This window comes from Pantoea sp. 18069, from assembly GCF_902706035.1.
In the GTDB taxonomy this organism is placed as follows: Bacteria; Pseudomonadota; Gammaproteobacteria; order Burkholderiales; family Burkholderiaceae_C; genus Comamonas.
This window is the reverse complement of the sequence record NZ_CACSJA010000008.1, coordinates 1-19,489: the sequence shown is the minus strand read 5'-3', so window position 1 is coordinate 19,489 and position 19,489 is coordinate 1. Positions and strand designations below refer to the sequence as shown.

Genomic DNA, 19,489 nt, shown 5'->3' with positions numbered 1-19,489 from the left:
CTTTAGTGGCTGGCAAGGTGTTCGGCGGCGGCGCCTGCCGGCGTCTCGGCCCGGGCACCGCCTTGCGCGAGGAAGTCCTGGGCAAAGCGTTGCAGCACGCCGCCGGCTTCGTAGATCGAGACTTCCTCGGCCGTGTCCAGCCGGCAGGTGACGGGCACGCGCAGGATTTCGCCCTGCAGGCGGCGGACCACCAGGGTCAGCGCGGCGCCTGGCTGGCGCAGGCCTTCCACGTCATAGGTTTCCGTGCCGTCCAGGCCCAGCGTCCGGCGGTCGGTGCCGGGCAGGAATTCCAGCGGCAGCACGCCCATGCCGATCAGATTGGTGCGGTGGATGCGCTCGAAGCCTTCGGCCGCGATCACTTCGACGCCGGCAAGCCGCACGCCCTTGGCGGCCCAGTCGCGCGAGCTGCCCTGCCCGTAGTCGGCGCCGGCGATGATGATGAGTGGCTGCTTGCGCTGCATATAGGTTTCTATCGCTTCCCACATGCGCAGCACCTGGCCTTGCGGCTCGACCCGGGCCAGCGATCCTTGCCGCACCGAGCCGTCCGCGTTCAAGACCATTTCATTGAACAGCTGCGGGTTGGCAAAGGTCGCGCGCTGGGCCGTCAGGTGGTCGCCGCGGTGGGTGGCGTAGGAGTTGAAGTCCTCTTGCGGCACACCCATTTTCGCGAGGTATTCGCCGGCCGCGCTGTCCAGCAGGATGGCGTTGGACGGCGACAGATGGTCGGTGGTGATGTTGTCCGGCAGGATGGCCAGCGGCCGCATGCCCCGCAGCGTGCGTTCGCCGGCCAGGGCGCCTTCCCAATACGGCGGACGGCGGATATAGGTGCTCCGGGCGCGCCAGTCGTACAGCGGGCTGACGGCCTGCTGCACGGCGGTGGGTGCGAACATCGGGATATAGACGCTGCGGAACTGCTCGGGCTTGACGCAGGCGGCCACGATGGCGTCTATCTCCGCATCGTCGGGCCACAGGTCCTTGAGCGTGATGGCGTTGCCCGCCGCGTCGTGGCCCAGCGCATCCTGCTCGATATCGAAGTGCACCGTGCCAGCCAGCGCGTAGGCCACCACCAGCGGCGGCGAAGCCAGGAAGGCCTGCCTGGCATAGGGGTGGATGCGGCCGTCGAAATTGCGGTTGCCCGAAAGCACGGCCGTGGTGTAGAGGCCGCGGGCCATGATCTCCTGCTGGATCGCCGGATCCAGCGCGCCGCTCATGCCGTTGCAGGTGGTGCAGGCATAGGCCACGATGCCAAAGCCCAGCTGCTCGAGTTCCGACAGCAGGCCGGCTTCTTCCAGGTACAGCCTGGCCACCTTGGAGCCGGGCGCGAACGAGGTCTTGACCCAGGGCTTGCTTCGCAGACCCAGGGCGTTGGCCTTCTTCGCCACCAGGGCTGCGGCCACGACATTGCGCGGATTGCTGGTGTTGGTGCAACTGGTGATGGCGGCAATGATGACTGCGCCATCGGGCATCCGGCCCTGGGATTCTTCGCGCCGGGCGGCTTGCAGCTTGGCCTCGTCGGCAATGCCGCGCGCGGCCAGGGCCGAGGTCGGCAGGCGGCGGTGCGGGTTGGACGGGCCGGCCATGTTGCGCACCACGGTGCCCAGGTCGAACGCCAGCACGCGCTCGTATTGCGCCGTTTTCAATGCATCGGCCCACAGGCCCGTGGTTCTGGCGTAATGCTCGACCAGCTTCACCTGCTCGGGCTCGCGGCCCGTCAGCGTCAGGTAATCGATGGTCTGTGCGTCGATGTAGAACATCGCGGCCGTGGCGCCATATTCGGGGCACATGTTGGAGATGGTGGCGCGGTCGCCAATCGACAGGCTTTCTGCCCCCTCGCCAAAGAACTCCACATAGGCGCCGACCACGCGTTGCTGGCGCAGGAATTCGGTCAGCGCGAGCACGATGTCGGTGGCGGTGATGCCGGGCTGGCGCTGGCCCGCGAGCTGCACGCCCACGATGTCGGGCAGGCGCATCATGCTGGCGCGGCCCAGCATCACGGTCTCGGCTTCGAGGCCGCCGACGCCGATGGCGATCACGCCCAGCGCGTCCACATGGGGCGTATGGCTGTCGGTGCCAACGCAGGTATCGGGAAAGGCCAGGCCGTCGCGCACCTGCACCACGGGGCTCATTTTCTCCAGATTGATCTGGTGCATGATGCCGTTGCCCGCGGGAATCACATCCACATTCCGGAACGCGGTCTTGCACCAGTCGATGAAGTCAAAGCGGTCCGCGTTGCGGCGGTCTTCGATGGCGCGGTTTTTCTCGAAGGCTTCGGGGTCGGCGCCGCCAAACTCCACCGCCAGCGAATGGTCCACGATGAGCTGCGTGGGCACCACCGGGTTGACCTGCGCCGGGTCGCCCCCCTGGTCGGCGATCGCATCGCGCAGGCCGGCCAGGTCGACCAGCGCGGTCTGGCCCAGGATGTCATGGCACACCACGCGCGCCGGGTACCAGGGGAAGTCCATGTCGCGCCTACGCGCAATCAGCTGCATGAGCGCCGCGTCGCGCAGTGCGGGCTCGCAGCGGCGCACCAGGTTCTCGGCCAGCACGCGGCTGGTATAGGGCAGGCCGTCGTAGGCGCCGGGCTGGAGGGCATCCACGGCAGCGCGCGCGTCGAAGTAGCGCAGTTCGGTGTCGGGCAGGTTTTTGCAAAAGGCGTTCATGGGCGGCTTGTCTCTTTTCTGGACTCTTGGTTGATTCGCAATTTACGCAATATTCATGCTCTGGAGAAGGACTGAATTGGCGAATGTTTGCGAATCACAAAACGCAGTTTTGCGAATTTTGCGAATAGCACTGCGCATCAACTTGCATATGAGAAAAACCGGATTGCCATGCAGCCCATGGCTGGCCCAGACTGGCGGGCCGTGGCCTTGGCCCGCCTCTTCAACGCACCGCATCAAGATTCCGCACATGACACTTTCCCTGGACCATCTGGTGATCGCCGTTTCCGATCTGCCGCGCACCATTGCCGACTATGGCGCGCTGGGCTTTCATGTCATCGAGGGCGGCCGCCATCCGGGCCGGCCTACCCACAATGCGCTGGTGGTGTTCGAGGACGGCAGCTATCTGGAGCTGATTGCCTGGCATGGCCAGGGTCTGGCCGAAGACCGCTGGTGGCAGTGGCTGCAGGCGCATGGCGAAGGCCTGGTCGATTTCGCCCTGCACCCCGGCGATGTCAGGGCGGCGGTCGAGCGCGCCGGCGCTGGCGGACTGGTGCTCGAAGAGCCGCTCGCTGGCGGTCGTGCCCGGCCCGATGGCGAGTTGCTGAAGTGGCAGACCGCCAGGGCCGCAACGCCCGACCTGCCTTTTCTGTGCGGCGACATCACGCCCCGGCAGTTGCGCGTGCCGCAAGGGGCGGTGCGTCGGCATGCCAATGGCGCGAGCGGCGTGGCCAGTGTGAGCCTGGTGGTCGATCACCTGGAGACCTCGCTGGCCGGCTACCAGGCCTTGCTGGGGCGGGAGGCGCTGCAGACCGCGCCGCTGCGCCTCGCGGGCACGGGCCTGCGGCTGGCGAGTCTGCGCCTGCCCGCGCATGCCAGCGCGCATGGACTGGCACAGGGCAGCACCAGCCTGGTCCTGCTGGAGCCCGACCGCGACAGCCGGGCCGCTCCGGCGCAGGACTTGTCCGCACTGTTGCGCCAGCGCGGCCAGGGCGTGCTGGGTTTTGCGCTGCGCGGCAGCCTGGCCGCCGAGGAGCTGCCCTGGGGCGGCGCGACCGAACTGCCCAGGGCGCTGACCCATGGCGCGCTGATCGAATACCAGCGCCAGGCCGGTCTCTGACCGGCGGCTGTCAGTTGGCGGCCGCTGGCGCGGGCTCGCCCAGCGACAGCATCAGGCGGTTGGCCCAGTTGAAGAAGGCCGCGCCATGGATGAGGTCGGAAACGGCCGCGTCGTCCAGGCCGGCGGCGCGCAGGCGCAGCACATGGCCTTGGTCGAATGAGGAGGGCGTGTTGCTCAGGGCGACACTGGCCTGGGCGATCGCATTCCAGCGTTCGTCGCCCAGGTCGGCATCGGTGCCGTGGTCCAGCAGGCGCTGCACGTACTCGGTGCGCTTGGAGAAATGGCTGGCAAAGCGCGCATGGACCGACGCGCAGTAGATGCAGCCGTTGTGGCGCGACGTGGCGGCCGCGGCCAGCTCGCGCTCGGCGCGCGGCAGTCCGGCGTCGGGGTTGTAGAAGATGTCCTTGTCGGTCCTGGTGCGCGCCGCAAGGGTGTCGGGGTCGCGCGCCAGCAGGCGGAAATATGGCGACTTGATGCGCGCGGCATCGACCAGGCCGGCCTGGTGGCGCGGGCTGAAATCCTCTTCGGGCAGGGGCGCGAGCCAGGGCAGCCATTCCAGCTGGGCCTGGGTGAATTCCAGCGGTTGCTGGTTGTCGGGATGCGCGATCAGCGTGTTCTCGGGGTAGGTCATGCGGTTTCCAGGCGGGCGGCGGCGGTGGAGGGATGGGCTTGCAGCGCGCGCAGGCCGAGTACCACGCGGATCTGGAAGCTTAGAAAGGCGACCAGTTGGGACAGGATGACGATGTCGGTGGTGTCCCAGCCCGCGTCGAGCAGGGCTTGCAGACCGGCCGGGCTGGCGTCGCGCGGATGGAAGACCAGCAGGTGGGCCTGCTCGAATGCCGCCGCCAGCTTGTCGCCCAGCACGGCACGCAGGCTGCTTTCCAGCGCATACACGGGGCCGCCCTGGTTTTCCACGCTCAGCGGCCCTGCGGGATAGTGGCCATAGGGGCCCTGGCCCCGGGCCGTGTCGGCGGCAAGTTCTAGCGCGCGCAGCAGGCGCTGGTCGGCGCCCGCTGCCTGCAGTGCCTGGGCATGGAAGCCGGCGACGTCCGGTGCGGTATGCAATGTGGCGACCCACCAGGCCAGCGCATGGCGTTCGAGCGCGCTCACGCGGCCGACCACGGGCGCCGCGGGATGAAACAGCGACAGATAGCTTTGCTGGGCATGGATGCGGGCCTGCGGGCGCTGGGCGCGAATCCGGTCCAGCGCGTCGCCGGGGAGAATGTTCAGCAACTGGTCGATCACATCGGCCGGGGCTGGCTGCGGGTCGGGGAGGGCGTGGCTTGGCGCGGTCATGCAATGGCTTCCAGGGGTGAATCGGCAGGGGTGTGGGTGGGTGGAGCGGCGCGCCAGCCCAGGGCCGGGGCGACTTCGGTGGCGGTCAGCTCGATGGAGCGCAGGATCTGCGCCTGCGGCGGGTCCATGGAATGCACCTGGAAGACGATGTCGCTGACGCGTTCGAGCGTGGTGTCGGCGCGCAGCGACGCCACGACATCGTCCACCGTGCCCACATGGGCGTCATAGGCGGCGATGAGTTGCGAAAGCGGCGCGTCCGGCGCGACCATGGGCTTGCCGATGGCGGCGTGGCGCGCGGCGCTGCGGCGCAGGCCCAGATCGGCCAGGCGCAGCGCCTCGGCGCGGTCGTCGGCGACGAACAGGCTGCGCGAGGCGACGATGCGCGGCGCCTGGCCCGCGGGCAGGGCCGCGAGATAGGCGTCGATGATGGGGTGCTGGATTTCGGCCAGCGTGGCATGCGGGGCCTCGGCGCTGCGCGGCTGGGTGCGCGACAGCATCAGCCCGTCGCCGGCCGCGCCGGCCAGGGCCGCGCCGTGGGCCGAGAAGGTGGCCTGCCACAGCCGGCCCAGCAACTGTTTGCCTGCCGGATAAATGCGGTCGCCGCCCGCAAGGGGCTGGCCCGCCCAGGCGCGCCGCAGCGTGGCCAGCTGGGTGGAGAAGATCTCCCGGCGCTGTTCGCTGTCCAGGCCAAACGCGGTGAACGATGCGGGCGTGCCGCCCGTGCCCACGCCGACTTCGAGCCGGCCGTTGGCCAGCAGGTCGAGCACGGCGGCATCTTCGGCCACGCGCAGCGCGTTTTCCAGTGGCAAGGTGATGATGCCCGTGCCCAGGCGGATTCTCTTGGTCTGGGCCGCGAGATAGGCCAGAAACACCAGCGGCGCTGGCAGGCCGCCTTCGTGCTCATGGAAATGGTGCTGGGCGACCCAGGCCGAATCAAAGCCATGGGCCTCGGCATGGCGGATCTGCGCGGCCACCAGGCGGTAGCGCTCGGCGGCGCTGGCCTCGTCAAGCAGCCTGCTGAAAAAGCCCAGGCGTTTGCGCGGCGTTGCGGCTTGCGGAGGAGGGGAAATCTGCGGGTGCGTCATGGGAAATGCGGGAAGAACTAGGCCAATGCTTTTGACCGGGAATGGCGGCGATCAGCTCGCGCGTGTAGTCGCTGCCGGGGCGCTGGAAGACGTCCTCGATGGGGCCGGCGTCGACCTGGCGGCCGTTGTGCAGCACGCTCACGGTGTCGGCGATCTGCCGCACCACGGCCAGGTCATGCGAGATGAACAGATAGGTCAGGCCCAGCGCGCGCTGCAGGTCCTCCAGCAGGGCCAGGATCTGGGCCTGTACGGTGACGTCCAGCGCCGAGACCGCCTCGTCGAAGACCACCACCTGGGGCTGCAGCACCAGCGCGCGCGCAATCGCCACGCGCTGGCGCTGGCCGCCCGACAGCGCGCGCGGGCGGCGCTGCAGCAGGGCGGGCGCCAGGCCCACGCGCTCGAGCATCTCGCGCACCCTTTGTTCGCGCTGCGCGCGCGGCAGGCGCTCGTAGTTGCGCAGCGGCTCCTCGATGATCTCGAAGATGGTCTGGCGCGGATCGAGCGAGGAAAACGGGTTCTGGTGCACCAGCTGTATGCGCCGGCGCGCCAGGCGCAGCGCTTCGCCGCGCAGCGCCGTGAGGTCCTGGCCTTCGATCAGGATGCGCCCCGAAGTGGGCTGGCGAAAACCCACGACATCGCGCGCGGTGGTGGTCTTGCCCGAACCCGACTCGCCGACGATCGCATGGGTCGTGCCGCGGGCCACGCTGAACGAGACCCGGTCCACGGCCACGAACGGTGTGCCGCGCCCGGGCAGATCGAAGTGGTGCACCAGATCCTCGACGACCACGGCCGGCTGTTGCTCCTGGGGGCGGCGTTCGGCGGCCGGGCGCTGCCGGCCCTGGGCGAGAGACGGCGCATCGGCCAGCAACTTGCGCGTGTAGTCGCTGCGCGGGCTGCGCAGCACGTCCTGCGTGATGCCTTGCTCCTGGATGCGGCCGCCCTGCAGCACGACCAGGCGGTGGGCGCGGTCGGCGGCCACGCCCAGGTCATGGGTGACCAGCAGCACGGCCGTGCCCGATTCGCGGCGCAGTTCGTCGATCAGGTCGAGAATGCGTTTTTGCACCGTGACATCAAGCGCGCTGGTCGGCTCGTCGGCAATGATCAGCGCGGGCTTGAGCGCGATGGCGATCGCGATCAGCACCCGCTGCTTCATGCCACCCGACAGCTCATGCGGATACTGGCGCGCGCGCAATTCGGGCTGCGACAGGCCCACATGGCCCAGCAGCTCGATCGCCTTGGCCTGGCGCGCGCGGCGCGCCGCGGCGCCGCGCGCGCCATCGTGCAGCCGCAGGATTTCGGCCACCTGCTGGCCCACGGTCTGCACCGGATTGAGCGAGCTGGTCGGGTCCTGGGGAATCAGGCTGATCACCGCGCCGCGTATGCCGTCCATCTGGCGCGGGTTCCAGCCCGTGATGTCGCGGCCGCCCAGCAGCACGCGGCCCGACACCAGGCGGCCGTTGTCGGCCAGCAGGCCTATCACCGCCTGGGCGGTGGTGGTCTTGCCCGAGCCCGACTCGCCCACCAGCGCGACGACTTCGCCGGGCAGCACATCGAAGCTGACGCCGTGGACCACGTTCTGGGCGGGCTGCTGTCCCTCCTGGTAGGCGATGACCACATCGCTGAGCGACAGCACCGGCACGCTGGCGGACGGCGGCGTTTCAATGGGCGCGGAGGGCAGGTTGGCCGCAGGCCGGATGCGGCGCAGGAGTTGGTGCAGTCGGTTCATGTGTGTGCCCTGTGCAGGCCGGCGCTGATGCGGTTGGCGGACAGCACCACCAGCACCACGACCAGGCCGGGAACGGTGGTCAGCCACCAGGCGGTGGAAATGTAGTTGCGGCCTTCGGCGATCAGCAGGCCCCACTCCGGTGTCGGAGGTGGCGCGCCATAGCCCAGAAAGCCCAGCGTGGAAATGGCCAGGATGGCCGAGCCGAACTGCAGCGCCGCCAGGGCGATCACCGACGTCAGCGAGTTGGGCAGCACATGGCGCCACAGCACGGGCCAGAAGCGCCCGCCGCTGCCAAACGCCGCCTCCACGTATTCGGAGCGGCGCACGCGCACCACCTCGGAACGCAGCAGCCGCGCGAAGCTGGCGATCGAGGCCACCCCCACGGCGATCGCGGCATTGATGGTGCCAAAGCCCAGGATGATGATGATGGCCAGCGACAGCAGCAGCGCCGGCACCGACAGCAGCACGTCGACCAGGCGCATGATGGCGTCGTCGACCAGCCCGCCGCTGGCGCCCGCGACCAGGCCCAGCAGCGTGCCCACCACCAGCCCCATGGCGACGGCGACAAACGCGCCCGACAGCGAATGCACGGCGCCGTAGACCACGCGGGTGTAGACATCGCGGCCCAGCGCATCGGTGCCCAGCCAGTGGGCGGCGCTGGGGCCCTGCAGCTGCTGGCCCGCAATGCCTTGCACCGGGCTGTAATGGGTCAGCAGGCCCGGGGCCAGCGCGAACAGCGTCACAGTGGCGATCACCAGCCAGGCCAGCCACAGGCTAGTCGGGCCGCCGCGCGCGCGCCGCCAGGCGGACCGGGCGCTGGCCGCCAGCGCCGGCAGCCGTGGCGTAGGCAGGGAAGGAGAGGGGGAAATGGGTGGTAACGCGCTCATGGCTCAGCCCTCCAGACGGGTGCGCAGCCGTGGGTCCAGCACTGGATAGAGCAGGTCCACAAGCAGATTGATCAAGACAAAGGAAGTCGCGGAAATCACCACGATGGCCTGCAGCACGGCGGTGTCCTGGTTGGCCACGGCCTGCTGGGTCAGGCTGCCCAGGCCGTTGAGGCCGAACACCGCCTCGGTGACCACGGCGCCGGCGAGCAGCTCGCCAAACAAAATGCCGGCCATGGTCAGCGTGGGCAGCAGCGCATTGCGCGCCACATGGCGCCACAGCACCCAGGTCCGGCTCGCGCCCTTGGCCCGGGCCACGGCGACGAACGGCTGGGCCAGCACGGCGTCGATGTTGCGGATCAGGATCTGCGCCAGCGGCGCGGAAATCGGCACGGCCAGCGTCAGCGTAGGCAGCACCATGCCTTCCCAGGGGCCGGGGTTGATCACCGGCACCCAGCCCAGGCGAAAGGAAAACACCTGGATCAGCATGATGCCCAGCCAGAACACCGGCACCGAGACGAACAGCGAAGGCAGCGACTGCAGCGCCGAGCGCAGCCAGCCAAAGCCCAGCTGGCTCGACAGAAAGGACAGCGCCAGGGCCAGCAGCAAGGCGGCGACAAACCCCGACAGCGCGAGCTTGAGCGTGGGCGGCAGGCTCGTGGCCAGGCTGTGGCTCACCGACACGCCGGCCTGCATGGAATAACCGAAGTCCCCTTGCAGGAAGTTCAGCAGGCTGTGGCCGTATTGCTGCCAGACGGGAGCGTCGGCGCCATAGGCCAGCCGGATGTCGGCCAGTTGCTCGGGGCTCAGCCCCAGCTCGGGATTGAGGAACTTGATCAGCACCGCATCGCCGGGCAGGAACTGCAGCAGCACGAAGGAGGCGGTGAATGCCGCCCAGAGCACCAGCAGTGCCTGGGCGATGCGGCTCGTCAGATAGCGGGACATGGTGTTTGGCCTTGAAGAAAATGCCGCGGCGCGTCAGTGGGGCGCGATCCAGGCGGCTTAGAGGCTGGGCCGGCCCACGGCCTCGAAATCCACGCCATGCAGCCAGGGCGCCGGCATAGACCTGGGGTTCCTCGAACATGGGAATCACATCAGCGTGCCGCCGTGCCCGGCGACTTGTCGCAGCCGGCCAGGGCGAGCGCCAGCGCGAGTGCCGCCAGCGGGGAGCAGGGTGGGGGCCGGGCTGGCGGTCAGTGCGGGGCGATCCAGCTGGCGTAGAAGCTGGGCCGGCCCACGGCCTCGAAGCCCACATCACGAAACCAGGGCGCGCCGGCAAACGCCTGCGGCTCCTCGAAGATCGGAATCACATAGGCCTGGTCGATCAGATAGTTCTGCGCCTCGCCCACCAGCGCCAGGCGCTGGGCGGGATCGGTATGCGCCGCAATGCGGTTGAGCAACTGGTTCAGATGCACATCCTCGAAGGACTGCACCTGCTGGCTGACCCCGCCTTTTTGCAGCAGCACATTGCGATTGCTCGGATAGAACTGGCTCTTGACCACATCCGGATCGGCGCGGCCGACCATGGTGGCCATCACGGGCGTCTTCTTCGGGTCGAGGTTGTCCACGGCCGAGCTGCCGTGGTCGCCGGTCAGCACATTGAAGCGCACGCCCAGCTTGGCCCATTGCTGGGCCACCAGCTGCAGCGTCTCCTTGTTCTGCGGCTGGGGCAGGGCGACATAGGCGGCCAGCTCCAGGGGCTGGCCGTCCTTGTGGCGAATGCCGCCTTCGCCCGGCACCCAGCCGGCCGCATCGAGCAGGCCCGCGGCCTTGGCCGGGTCATGGGTCAGCTTGGCCGACAGGTCGAGATAGCCCTGGGCGTTGGACGCGATCACCGAGGTGGCCCGGGGATAGTGGCTGGAGAACAGCGTGTCGACAATGGCCTGGGTGTCGGTGGCGTGCAGCAGCGCCTGGCGCACCTTGACGTCGGCGACCAGCGGGTTGTCCGGGCGGAAATACAGACCGTTGTTCACGCCGCGCGTCGACGGCGCGTAGATGCTGAACTGCTTGTCGGTGACGCGCTTTTCGTCATAGGCCTGGACCTGGCGGATGAAGCCCGCCTGGCCTGACAGCAGCGCGCCTATGCGCACGCCGTCTTCGTTGTTGATGATGTACTTGATCTCGTCGAGCCGCGCGCGGCCCTGGTGGGCATGCCTGGCCGGGCCCCACTTGTAGTCGTCGCGCGCCTTGAGCACCAGCTCCTTGCCCAGGACTTCGCTGTCGACGACAAACGGCCCGGAGCCGATGATGCGCGTGGCATCGCCCAGCTCCTCGAACGGCCGGGCCAGCGTGGCCAGCGAGACCAGGCCCGAGCCTATCACCGAGGTGCCCTGCAGGAAGCCCGGCGAAGGCTGCTTGAAATAGAACTTCACCGTCAGCGGGTCGACCACTTCGCCGCGCTCGTAGTTGTTGATCACCTCGGACACCGGCAGCTTGAGCTCGCGGTTGCCCAGGCCAAAGGTGTCGAAGTTCTTCACCACGGCCGCGGCGTCCAGCGGCGTGCCGTCGGAAAAGCTCACGCCGGCGCGCAGCTTGAAGGTGTACTCGGTGGCGTTGTCATTGACCGTCCAGGACTCGGCGATCCAGGGCTCAATCTCCAGGGTCTGGGGGTTCTGGTAGGTCAGCTTGTCGGTGATCTGGTTGAGCACCCCGCCATTCGGATAGAAGCCGCCCGCCGGTGGATAGAGATTGGTGTGGGCCTGCTGCTCCAGATAGACCAGCACGCCGCCCGTGACCGGCGTGACGGCGGCGGTCGGGCTGTCGGTGGACGGCTGCTGCCTGGAGCAGGCGGTCAGCAGGGCGCTGCCGAGGAGAACGGAAAAACCGGCCGAGGCCAGCAGGGAACGGCGAGAAAGAAACGGCAAGACGGGCTCCAGACAAGGAAGATGCCGGCCGGCGGCAAGGCGCGGGCATGGCGTGAAGGTCCTTGCATGGTGCGTTCACGGGCATGCTATGGAAACGTATAAATCGTCACTTTCTTATTTGGTTTCCGCATACCGACGCAGCCGGCAGGCGCCGGGCCGGGCTGCGTCCGCCCAGGCCGCGCATGGCGATGCGCTGGCCGCCGCGCGATGGCGCCCTCGCGAATGCATCGGTGCCTGGGCGGCGAACCTGTGCGCCAGCCAGTACAAGCCTTCTTTGGCCGTACAGCCGCTTCAGTTGTGGGCGCTGCGTTCCTTCAAGCTGTCGACTTCGACGCGCAGCACCTGTCCCGTGAGGTCGTAGCCGGCCGCGCTGGCCGCACTCAGCAGCTGGGCATGCAGTTTGGCGGCTTCGAGCGGCACGCTGCGGCCGCTGTTGCGACAGACCAGCCGCAGCAGCGCCGGACTGTCGTAACCTGCGGGCTTGAGGCGATACATCGCCTTGCGGTGTCTAGCCCATTCACGCAGCAGTAAGCCCCGGCTTTCGAGCTCCTGCATCGTTCTATAGACCGTTCCAAGGCTGACTTTCGTGCCTCGCCCGATCAGCGCACGGTGCAGCTCCTCGATGCTGGCTGCCCGCGTGCCAAAGCCCGCCAGAACCTGAAGGGTGGCGATGCGGGCCATCGTCGGGCGAAGATGGCTGGCCCGCAATCCCTCCAGGATGGAGTCCCCGTTCATGAAGTGCGGGAAGCCGGCGGCCCTGCATCTGCCACGGGGGCTGCGTCTTCAGCCCCCATGCTCCGCGAACGAGGACTGTCAGAAGCTGACACGCATGCCCGCCGCGAAGTAGCGGCCCATGTTTCCACGCGCGCCATCAGGTCCGCGGCTGGTGATCTTCTGCTTGTCGAACACATTGTCGAGTTTGGCGTAGATCTGCACATCGCGGGTCAGCTGGTAGGACGTCGAGAGATCGACGGTGAACAGGGCGTCCGTCTCCAGGTAGCGGCCATCCACCCCGGCGCGGCCACAGGTGTTGGTCGAGCATGCGCTGGCTGCGTAGTTGAACGAGGCATAGCTCTTCCACGCCGCGGTCTCCCATCCCAACTGCGCCGATGCCATGTGCTTGGGCGCGTACTCGAGCACGTCGCCCTTGCGCACGCCCGTGGCAACGTCGGAATCCTTGGTGTATTCGCCGTTCGTGAACGTATAGGCCAGACGCGCGGGAATGCGGTGACCGCCCTGGTTGTAGAGGTTGGCGGACATGCCGAGTTCCAGGCCATAGACCTTCTTCGAGCCCGTCTGCTGCGTGCCGTCCACCGCGCCGTTGGGGCAGGGATTGGCCACCAGGCAGTTGCGCATCGCGTTCGTGTAATCGCTGTAGAAGCCGATGGCGTCGACACCGAACTCGCCTTGACGGTAGCGCACACCGGCTTCGTAGTTGGTGCTTTCCTCGCCCTTCGTGCCGTTGGCCACGCCGGAGCCCGGTGGCGCGAAGCCCTGGTGCACACCGGCCAGCAAGGTCCATTGCTGCGTCAGCGCGTAGTTCGCTCCGAGACCCAGCGTGGTCTTGTTGATCTGGTTGCTGTTGAGGTCGGTCTTGGCGACCGAGGTATCCGCATGGCTGCGGATGCGCTCATGGCGTATCACGGGCATCAGGGTCAATGCGCCCATGGAGATGCGATCCGCAGCCCAGAACGCCATGGCCTCGGCTTCACCGCGCGCCAAGGCCGCAGCACTCGTCGACTCATACACCAGGCTGCCATCGACCTGTCGGTAGATGCTATTGCCGATGCCGCTGGTGCCATTCTTCGTGGCATCGTGATGCCAGCGCACACCCGCGGTGATTTCGTGCTGCACACTTGCGGTGGCGAAACTGCTCAGTACATCGAGCTGCAGGCCCTTGGCGACGAAGTCCTGATGGTTGTGGCCGTAGCGCACGCCGTTGCCATGGGTGGTGTTGGCGGTGCCGTTCAGGATCCCCTGCAGCAGCGGGGCGTCTGCCCTGTTGTTGTTGATGGTGTTGACCACCGAGCCTATGCCCACGCCATTGACCTGATTGAGGCGATCGTAGTGGCGGGAGGTGTCCGACCAGTAGGCGGTCGTGGTGAACAGCGTGCTGGGATGGAGCTCGATCTGGTGGCGCACGCTGGCAGACTTGCGGCTGCGGTCCATGCGCTGGAGCTCACCGAGATGGTAGCGACGGTCCGGGTTGGCCCTGAAGTCGGCATCGGTGAGACCCAGGTAGCTCACATCGGCATCTTCCTGGCCGCTGAACAGCTTGAGGTCGACTTGCTGGCGAAGGGCGGCGTCGGGCGCACTGCGCCAGCGTGCCTTGAGCAAGTATTCCTCGACATCGCTGCCCGCTGTTCGCGTCGAGCGATCGATCTTGTGAAAACCGTCGGTTTCCCGCTGGTAGGTTTCGGCCAGAAAGCCCCATTGGCCGACTGTCGCGCCATAGTTTGCGTGGATCTTGCGCGTGCCGAATTGCCCCAGTTCCGTCTTGAGCGCACCGCCCGCAGCGTCGGGGATGGGGGTCGACAGGAGATTGATGGCACCCGACGTGGTCTGCGGGCCGTAGAGCAGCACCTCCGGGCCCTTGAGCACCTCGACGCCGGACATGCGGCCCAGCGTCGGGAAATAGTAGGCGGAGGTATTCGCATACGGCGACATTGCCGCGGGAATGCCGTCTTCCATCAGCGAGATGCGTCCGCTTCGGCCCGAGGAGCCCGCACGGATGCCGATGTTGGGGAACGTGCCCATGCCGTCCTCTTCGCGCACGTAGACGCCCGGTATCCGGCGCAGGACACTGTTGATGTTGGTGTCCTCGAATTTTTCCAGTTCCCTTTGCGTCAGCACGTATGCCGAACCCATGGTGCTCTGCGGATCCTGGGGCTTGGCGATGACGGTCACCGCATCGAGCTTTCTCGCGTCCTGCGCGGGCGACTGGGCCAGAGCTGCCATGGGCAGTGTCAGCAGGCAGCACAGCGAGGCGCCGTTCGCAACGGCGGTGCGACGAATGCGGGGAAGAAAGTGGCCAGAGGCTGGGGCCGGAGAGTGTTGCGGATGGAGGGTCATTGGTAACGGTTGGTTGATTTCATGAATGCAAATGAGAATCATATTTACCAACGTTAACAATAAGATGATCTGAAAATGACAATCCCGTCATCTTCACCACGGCGCTTCGTGCACCGCATCACGCACGCGCATCTGCCCCGAGGCCAGTGCACTCGGGATTTCGAATCCGACGGCATTGCCGTCCTGGCGGGCCTGCACAAATACGCTTCCGCCATGCATGCGCGCAATCGCATGGACGATGGCCAGGCCCAGGCCATGGCGTGAGGTATGGTCCGAGCGCGCGGCACTCGCGCGGCACTCGCGCGGAAGAAGCGGTCGAACATTCTCGCGGCCACTTCGTGCGGAATCGGCGTGCCCGCGTTGAACACCCAGATCCGCACCTTGCCCGGCAGGGCCTGCAGGTGCAGCTCCACGCAGCGCCCCACCTGCGCATGGCGGATGGCGTTGGACAGCAGGTTGGCAATGGCGCGGCGTATCAGCGCGGGGTTGCATACCGCAGAGGCGGATCCTCTGCGCATGGCAGTCAATCCGGCCTCGTCGAGCAGCGCGCTGCAGTAGTTGATCATGCCGTCCGCAAGCTCACCCAGGTCCGCCCGCTCCAGGCTCTGGGCGCGTTCGCCCCGGTCCGCGCGGGCGAGAAACAGCATGTCGTTGACGAGTTTCTTCAGCAGCTCCAGTTCTTCCAGATTGGACGCCAGGGCATCCCTGAGCTGTTCGGTGGAGCGCGGCCGGCTCAGCGCGAGTTGCGTGCCGCCGATCAACGTGGCGAGCGGCGAGCGCAGTTCATGGGCCACATCTGCGCTGAACCCCTCTGACAGCCGGTAGGCCGTCTCGCGCTGGTCGAGCGTGCTGTTGAAGGCTTCAACCAGTTCGAGCAGCTCGGCATCCACGTTGGCGGTGGACAGGCGCCCCCCGTGACCCGCGGCATGGGCTTCGCGCGACAGCTGCCGCAGGCGGCGCCCGCTCCAGCGCATGGCAGGTACCGACAGGACCGCCGCGATCACGATGCCAAGCCCTCCCAATGCAAGAATCATGCGGCGGAAATGGCGCAGCGCGGACTGGCGCGGCGCCGTGGGGGACATGAGACGCAACTGGGCGATGGAGCGGTCGACGGTAATCTGCAGATCGAGCGTGTCGAACGCCTCGCCATCGACGACGAGGATACGAACGGGGCGTTCGCCAGCCTGTTCTGTCAGCGCGGCATCCGCCTCGGCGCTGGTGCGCAGGCTCGATCGCAGGCCGGGATGCATGGCGTGCAAGGCCTCCAGGCGCTGCCGCAGCCCCTGCATGCCTTCGCCGGCAGCGATGCCTTCGCCGCCGACCCACCGGGCCTTGCGTTGCAGCAGTGCATGGTCGCTGGCGACCACGCGCGCCTGCAAGACCTGGAAGAGCAGGACGCCAACCACCAGCAGCACCATGGCAACCACCAGCGTCTGCACGCCCGCGAGGCGCAGGTGCAGCGAGTTGCGCCACCAGTTCAATGCGGCCATCGGTCACCCTGGCGTGCCTGCCCCATCCATTCGGCCGGGCTGTCCTTGTCAACGTCGCTCGAGGACATAGCCCATTCCCCGCACCGTGTGCAGAAGCTTGTCTTCCTCGGGATGGTCGAGCTTGAGACGCAGGCGCCGAATCGCGACCTCGACCACGTTCGTATCGCTGTCGAAGCTCACGCCCCACAGCTGTTCCGCCAGCTCGTTGCGCGACAGCACCTCTCCCTGGCGCTGCAGCAACAAGGCCAGCAACGAATACTCCTGTGCCGTGAGCGTGATCTGGCGACCGGATCGGTAGGCCCGGCGCCGTCTGGGGTCGAGCTCGAGGTCCTCCAGCTGAAGTTGCTGCGCGTCCTCGGCGCCGCGCGCGCCGCTGCGCCGCAGCAAGGCCTGCACGCGGGCCAGGAACTCGGAGAAGGCGAACGGTTTGACCAGATAGTCGTCGGCGCCGCTTTGCAAGCCATGGACCCGGTCTTCCACCCGGTCTCGCGCCGTGAGCATCAGGACAGGGGAGCCGGACATGCGCCGCAGCCCGGTCAGCACACCGAATCCGTCGATGCCCGGCAGCATCACATCCAGCACGAACAGATCGTAGCGCTCCACCGAGGCCATGTGCAGTCCGTCGTCACCGCGGTGCGCCACATCGACCGCGTGCCCGCCGGCTTCCATCAGCCCCCGGCGCAGGTAGTCGGCCTGCTTCCAGTCATCTTCCACCACAAGTATGCGCATCGCCGCCCAGCCTCCGTGCCTTGTGCGATCAGGCGCGCAGCCGGCTGACCGGCTGCGGCACGTTTCGAGCTTCGTGGGGCGGCGCAAGAGCCACCATGCGATGGCGCAGATCCGAAGGCGTGTCCCAGTATTGAAGCTGCCCCGCGGACAGGCTGCCGATGCGGTCGGCGATCGCGAATGCCTCGGCCTGGTTGTGGGTCACGACGATGGCCGTATGACCGGTCGAGCGCAGGATATCCCGCACCTCCGCCGCGAGGTGCTCGCGCGTGTCGGAATCGAGGTTGGAAAATGGCTCATCGAGCAGCAGCAGCTCCGGGGAGGGCGCCATGGCGCGGGCCAGGGCCACGCGCTGCTGCTGCCCGCCGGAGAGCTCATGCGGGTAACTGTCTCCCGCTTTCGCCAGCCCCACCATTTCCAGCAGCTCCGCCACGCGCGCCTCGCGCCGCGCCCGGTCCTGCCGTCGCAGGCCGAAGCCGACGTTGCGCGCCACGTTCATGTGGGGAAACAGCGCGTAGTCCTGAAACATCATCCCGACCCGCCGCAATTCAGGAGCCACCTGATGGCGGGGAGAGGACAGGATCCTGTCCTCAAGCAGGATGCGGCCCTGGCGCACCGACTCGAAGCCTGCGATCGCGCGCAATACCGTGGACTTGCCGCAGCCGGAAGCGCCCAGGAGGCAGCCGATGTGCCCGCGCGTCAGGCTGAGGCAGAGGTCGGAGGTGACCGTGCGCAAGCCCCGCGGGGTGTCGTAGGCCAGGTGCACGTGGTCGAGTTCGAGCAAGGTGGTCATGGCTCAGGATTCCATTCTCAAATTGGTGCGTGCCAGCAGGATCACGGGCAGCAGGCCCGCCGCCACGATCGCAAGCGCTGCAACCGCCCCCTCCTCGTAGGTTCCGCGGGCCGCTTCGGCATAAAGCCAGGTGGCCAGGGTGTCGAAGTTCAGCGGACGCAGCAGCAAGGTGGCGGGCAGTTCCTTGATCGTGTCGACGAACACCAGCAAGGCGCTGGCCGCCAGTGCCGGCTTGAGCAGCGGCAGATGCACGCGTCGCAGCGTGCCCGCCGAGCTTTCGCCCAGCAGGCGCGAGGCCTGCTCCAGCGACGCAGGAATGCGGGTCATGCTGGCCTCTATGCTGCCCGCCGGGATGGCCACGAATCGGATGACATAGGCGATCACAAGTGCCGTCGTCGTGCCCATGATAAGCAGTCCGGAGTGGCCAAGCACCAAGCCCAGGGCCCGGTCGGCGAACAGAAGAGGCGTCAGCAGGCCGATGGCCAGCACGGTGCCCGGGACTGCATAGCCCAGGCTGGCAATGCGCACGCAGGACCGGGGCAGGTTGAGCCCGGCGCTTTCGCGCAGCGTGCGTCCGGCCCAGGCCAGCATGAGGCCGCAGGCCACCGCAAGCACCGTGGCCGTGGTGGCGACCGCAAGCGTGTTCGCCAAGGCCTTGAGCAACTGGCTGGACACCCCTCCCACCAGATTCAGCCGCTTCAACGTCTCACCCACCAGATACGCCGTGGGCACCACGAATCCCAGCGCCACCGGCAGGGCGCCAAGCGACAGCGCTCCCCATGCCGCCAGGCCGCGCAGGCGCCTGGGCTGCATCGGGCGCATGCGCTGCGTGCTGGCAAACCGCTGGCGCCGCCGGCCATGGCGCTCGAGCAAGATCAAGCCGACGACGATGAACAGCATCGCCAAGGCTATCTGCGCCGCGGCGCCCAGGTCCGAGCGCGTGGTCCATGTCGTATAGACCGACACCGTCAAGGTCTGGACGCCGAGGAATTCGGAGGCCCCGATATCGTTGAGGGCCTCCAGCAAGGCCAGGCTCATCCCCACGGCAATGGCGGGCCGTGCAAGCGGCATGGCGACCTCGCGGAACACCTCGAACCGACTGGCACCCAGCGTGCGCGCCGCCTCCAGCAGACTTGCCGCCTGGCTCATGAACATGACGCGGGTGGTCAGATACACATAGGGATACAGGACGAACCCGAGCACGAAGATCGCACCCTGCAGCGACCTCAGGTCGGGCAGGCGAAACTGGCGCGGGCTGTCATAGCCCAGTAGCGTGCGCAGTGCAGTCTGTACCGGGCCGATGGGATGCAGCAGGTCGAGATAGGCAAAGGCCACGATATAGGTCGGTACCGCCAACGGCAGCAGCAAGGCCCAGGTGAGCACCCCGCGGCCTGGAAAGTCGTAGGCGGTCACCAGCCAGGCGCTGCCGGCACCCAGTGCGGCCGAGAGCACGGCCACGCCCGACAGCAGGAGTACGGTGTTCCACAACGCCTGCGGCAGAACGTAGTTCGCCAGATGCGCCCAATGCGACGAGTCCGCCATCAGCGCATGCCCGGCCAGCACCACGATAGGCAACAGGACCAGGAAAGCAACAATCAAGGCGCCGGTGAGTGCCAGGGAGCCGCGCCCCCCGCATCCTGCCCTCAGCACCATCCCTTTCAAGGTGTTTCGATCGTGTTCATGTAACCTACTGAGCGCCCGAGGTTTGCGGGCGTTCAGGAGAAGAAAATCTGGCAAGAAGTCATTGAGCGGTTCGAGCAGCAGGCACCGGGTGCC

The 19,489-nt window shown here is 67.4% G+C and carries 15 protein-coding genes; 1 reads left to right on the top strand and 14 read right to left on the bottom strand.

What is annotated here, in order from left to right; all coding sequences use genetic code 11:
- Positions 1–2: 2 nt before the first annotated feature.
- Positions 3–2,660 (bottom strand): Fe/S-dependent 2-methylisocitrate dehydratase AcnD, encoded by a 2,658-nt coding sequence (gene acnD, locus GVL12_RS08435; protein ID WP_159912804.1) that lies wholly within the window; start codon positions 2,658–2,660, stop codon positions 3–5.
- A gap of 247 nt (positions 2,661–2,907) precedes the next feature.
- Here acnD and GVL12_RS08430 point away from each other — a divergent pair, with 247 nt between their 5' ends.
- A complete protein-coding gene (locus tag GVL12_RS08430) occupies positions 2,908–3,777 on the top strand; it encodes a VOC family protein (protein ID WP_159912802.1) in 870 nt (289 codons plus the stop codon).
- A gap of 10 nt (positions 3,778–3,787) precedes the next feature.
- Here GVL12_RS08430 and GVL12_RS08425 read toward each other — a convergent pair whose 3' ends face one another.
- The 13 genes from GVL12_RS08425 to GVL12_RS08365 form a co-directional block, all read right to left on the bottom strand.
- Positions 3,788–4,408, bottom strand: a complete 621-nt coding sequence (locus GVL12_RS08425; RefSeq protein ID WP_159912800.1) for an alkylhydroperoxidase domain protein — start codon at positions 4,406–4,408, stop codon at positions 3,788–3,790.
- Positions 4,405–5,073, bottom strand: coding sequence for a CMD domain protein (locus tag GVL12_RS08420; protein ID WP_159912798.1), 669 nt, complete (start codon positions 5,071–5,073; stop codon positions 4,405–4,407). The genes GVL12_RS08425 and GVL12_RS08420 overlap by 4 nt, the downstream gene beginning before the upstream one ends.
- Positions 5,070–6,158: a putative FMN-dependent luciferase-like monooxygenase gene (locus GVL12_RS08415; protein ID WP_159912796.1), complete on the bottom strand. Its 1,089-nt coding sequence runs from the start codon at positions 6,156–6,158 to the stop codon at positions 5,070–5,072. The genes GVL12_RS08420 and GVL12_RS08415 overlap by 4 nt, the downstream gene beginning before the upstream one ends.
- Complete coding sequence (locus tag GVL12_RS08410) at positions 6,079–7,884, bottom strand: ABC transporter ATP-binding protein (protein WP_159912794.1); 1,806 nt, start codon at positions 7,882–7,884, stop codon at positions 6,079–6,081. Before GVL12_RS08410 ends, GVL12_RS08415 begins: the two co-directional genes overlap by 80 nt.
- Entirely contained in the window at positions 7,881–8,771 is an 891-nt protein-coding gene (locus tag GVL12_RS08405) for an ABC transporter permease (protein ID WP_159912792.1), read from the bottom strand. Before GVL12_RS08405 ends, GVL12_RS08410 begins: the two co-directional genes overlap by 4 nt.
- Before the next feature lie 3 nt (positions 8,772–8,774).
- Positions 8,775–9,713 carry an ABC transporter permease gene (locus GVL12_RS08400; RefSeq protein ID WP_159912790.1) on the bottom strand — a complete coding sequence of 313 codons (939 nt, stop codon included), beginning with the start codon at positions 9,711–9,713 and terminating at the stop codon, positions 8,775–8,777.
- A 248-nt stretch (positions 9,714–9,961) separates the two neighbouring features.
- A complete protein-coding gene (locus GVL12_RS08395; RefSeq protein WP_200843616.1) occupies positions 9,962–11,566 on the bottom strand; it encodes a TIGR04028 family ABC transporter substrate-binding protein in 1,605 nt (534 codons plus the stop codon).
- A 357-nt stretch (positions 11,567–11,923) separates the two neighbouring features.
- On the bottom strand, positions 11,924–12,367 hold the full coding sequence (locus GVL12_RS08390) for a Fur family transcriptional regulator (protein ID WP_306770584.1): 444 nt from the start codon (positions 12,365–12,367) through the stop codon (positions 11,924–11,926).
- Between the two features lie 78 nt (positions 12,368–12,445).
- Complete coding sequence (locus GVL12_RS08385; RefSeq protein WP_159912784.1) at positions 12,446–14,590, bottom strand: TonB-dependent receptor; 2,145 nt, start codon at positions 14,588–14,590, stop codon at positions 12,446–12,448.
- Between the two features lie 167 nt (positions 14,591–14,757).
- Positions 14,758–16,194, bottom strand: a complete 1,437-nt coding sequence (locus tag GVL12_RS08380) for a histidine kinase dimerization/phospho-acceptor domain-containing protein (protein WP_159912782.1) — start codon at positions 16,192–16,194, stop codon at positions 14,758–14,760.
- A gap of 48 nt (positions 16,195–16,242) precedes the next feature.
- On the bottom strand, positions 16,243–16,923 hold the full coding sequence (locus tag GVL12_RS08375) for a heavy metal response regulator transcription factor (RefSeq protein WP_159912780.1): 681 nt from the start codon (positions 16,921–16,923) through the stop codon (positions 16,243–16,245).
- A 28-nt stretch (positions 16,924–16,951) separates the two neighbouring features.
- The gene (locus GVL12_RS08370) at positions 16,952–17,713 is read right to left on the bottom strand and encodes an ABC transporter ATP-binding protein (protein WP_159912778.1); all 762 of its coding nucleotides are present in this window, start codon (positions 17,711–17,713) and stop codon (positions 16,952–16,954) included.
- Between the two features lie 3 nt (positions 17,714–17,716).
- A complete protein-coding gene (locus GVL12_RS08365) occupies positions 17,717–19,366 on the bottom strand; it encodes an iron ABC transporter permease (RefSeq protein ID WP_159913061.1) in 1,650 nt (549 codons plus the stop codon).
- Positions 19,367–19,489: the final 123 nt, after the last annotated feature.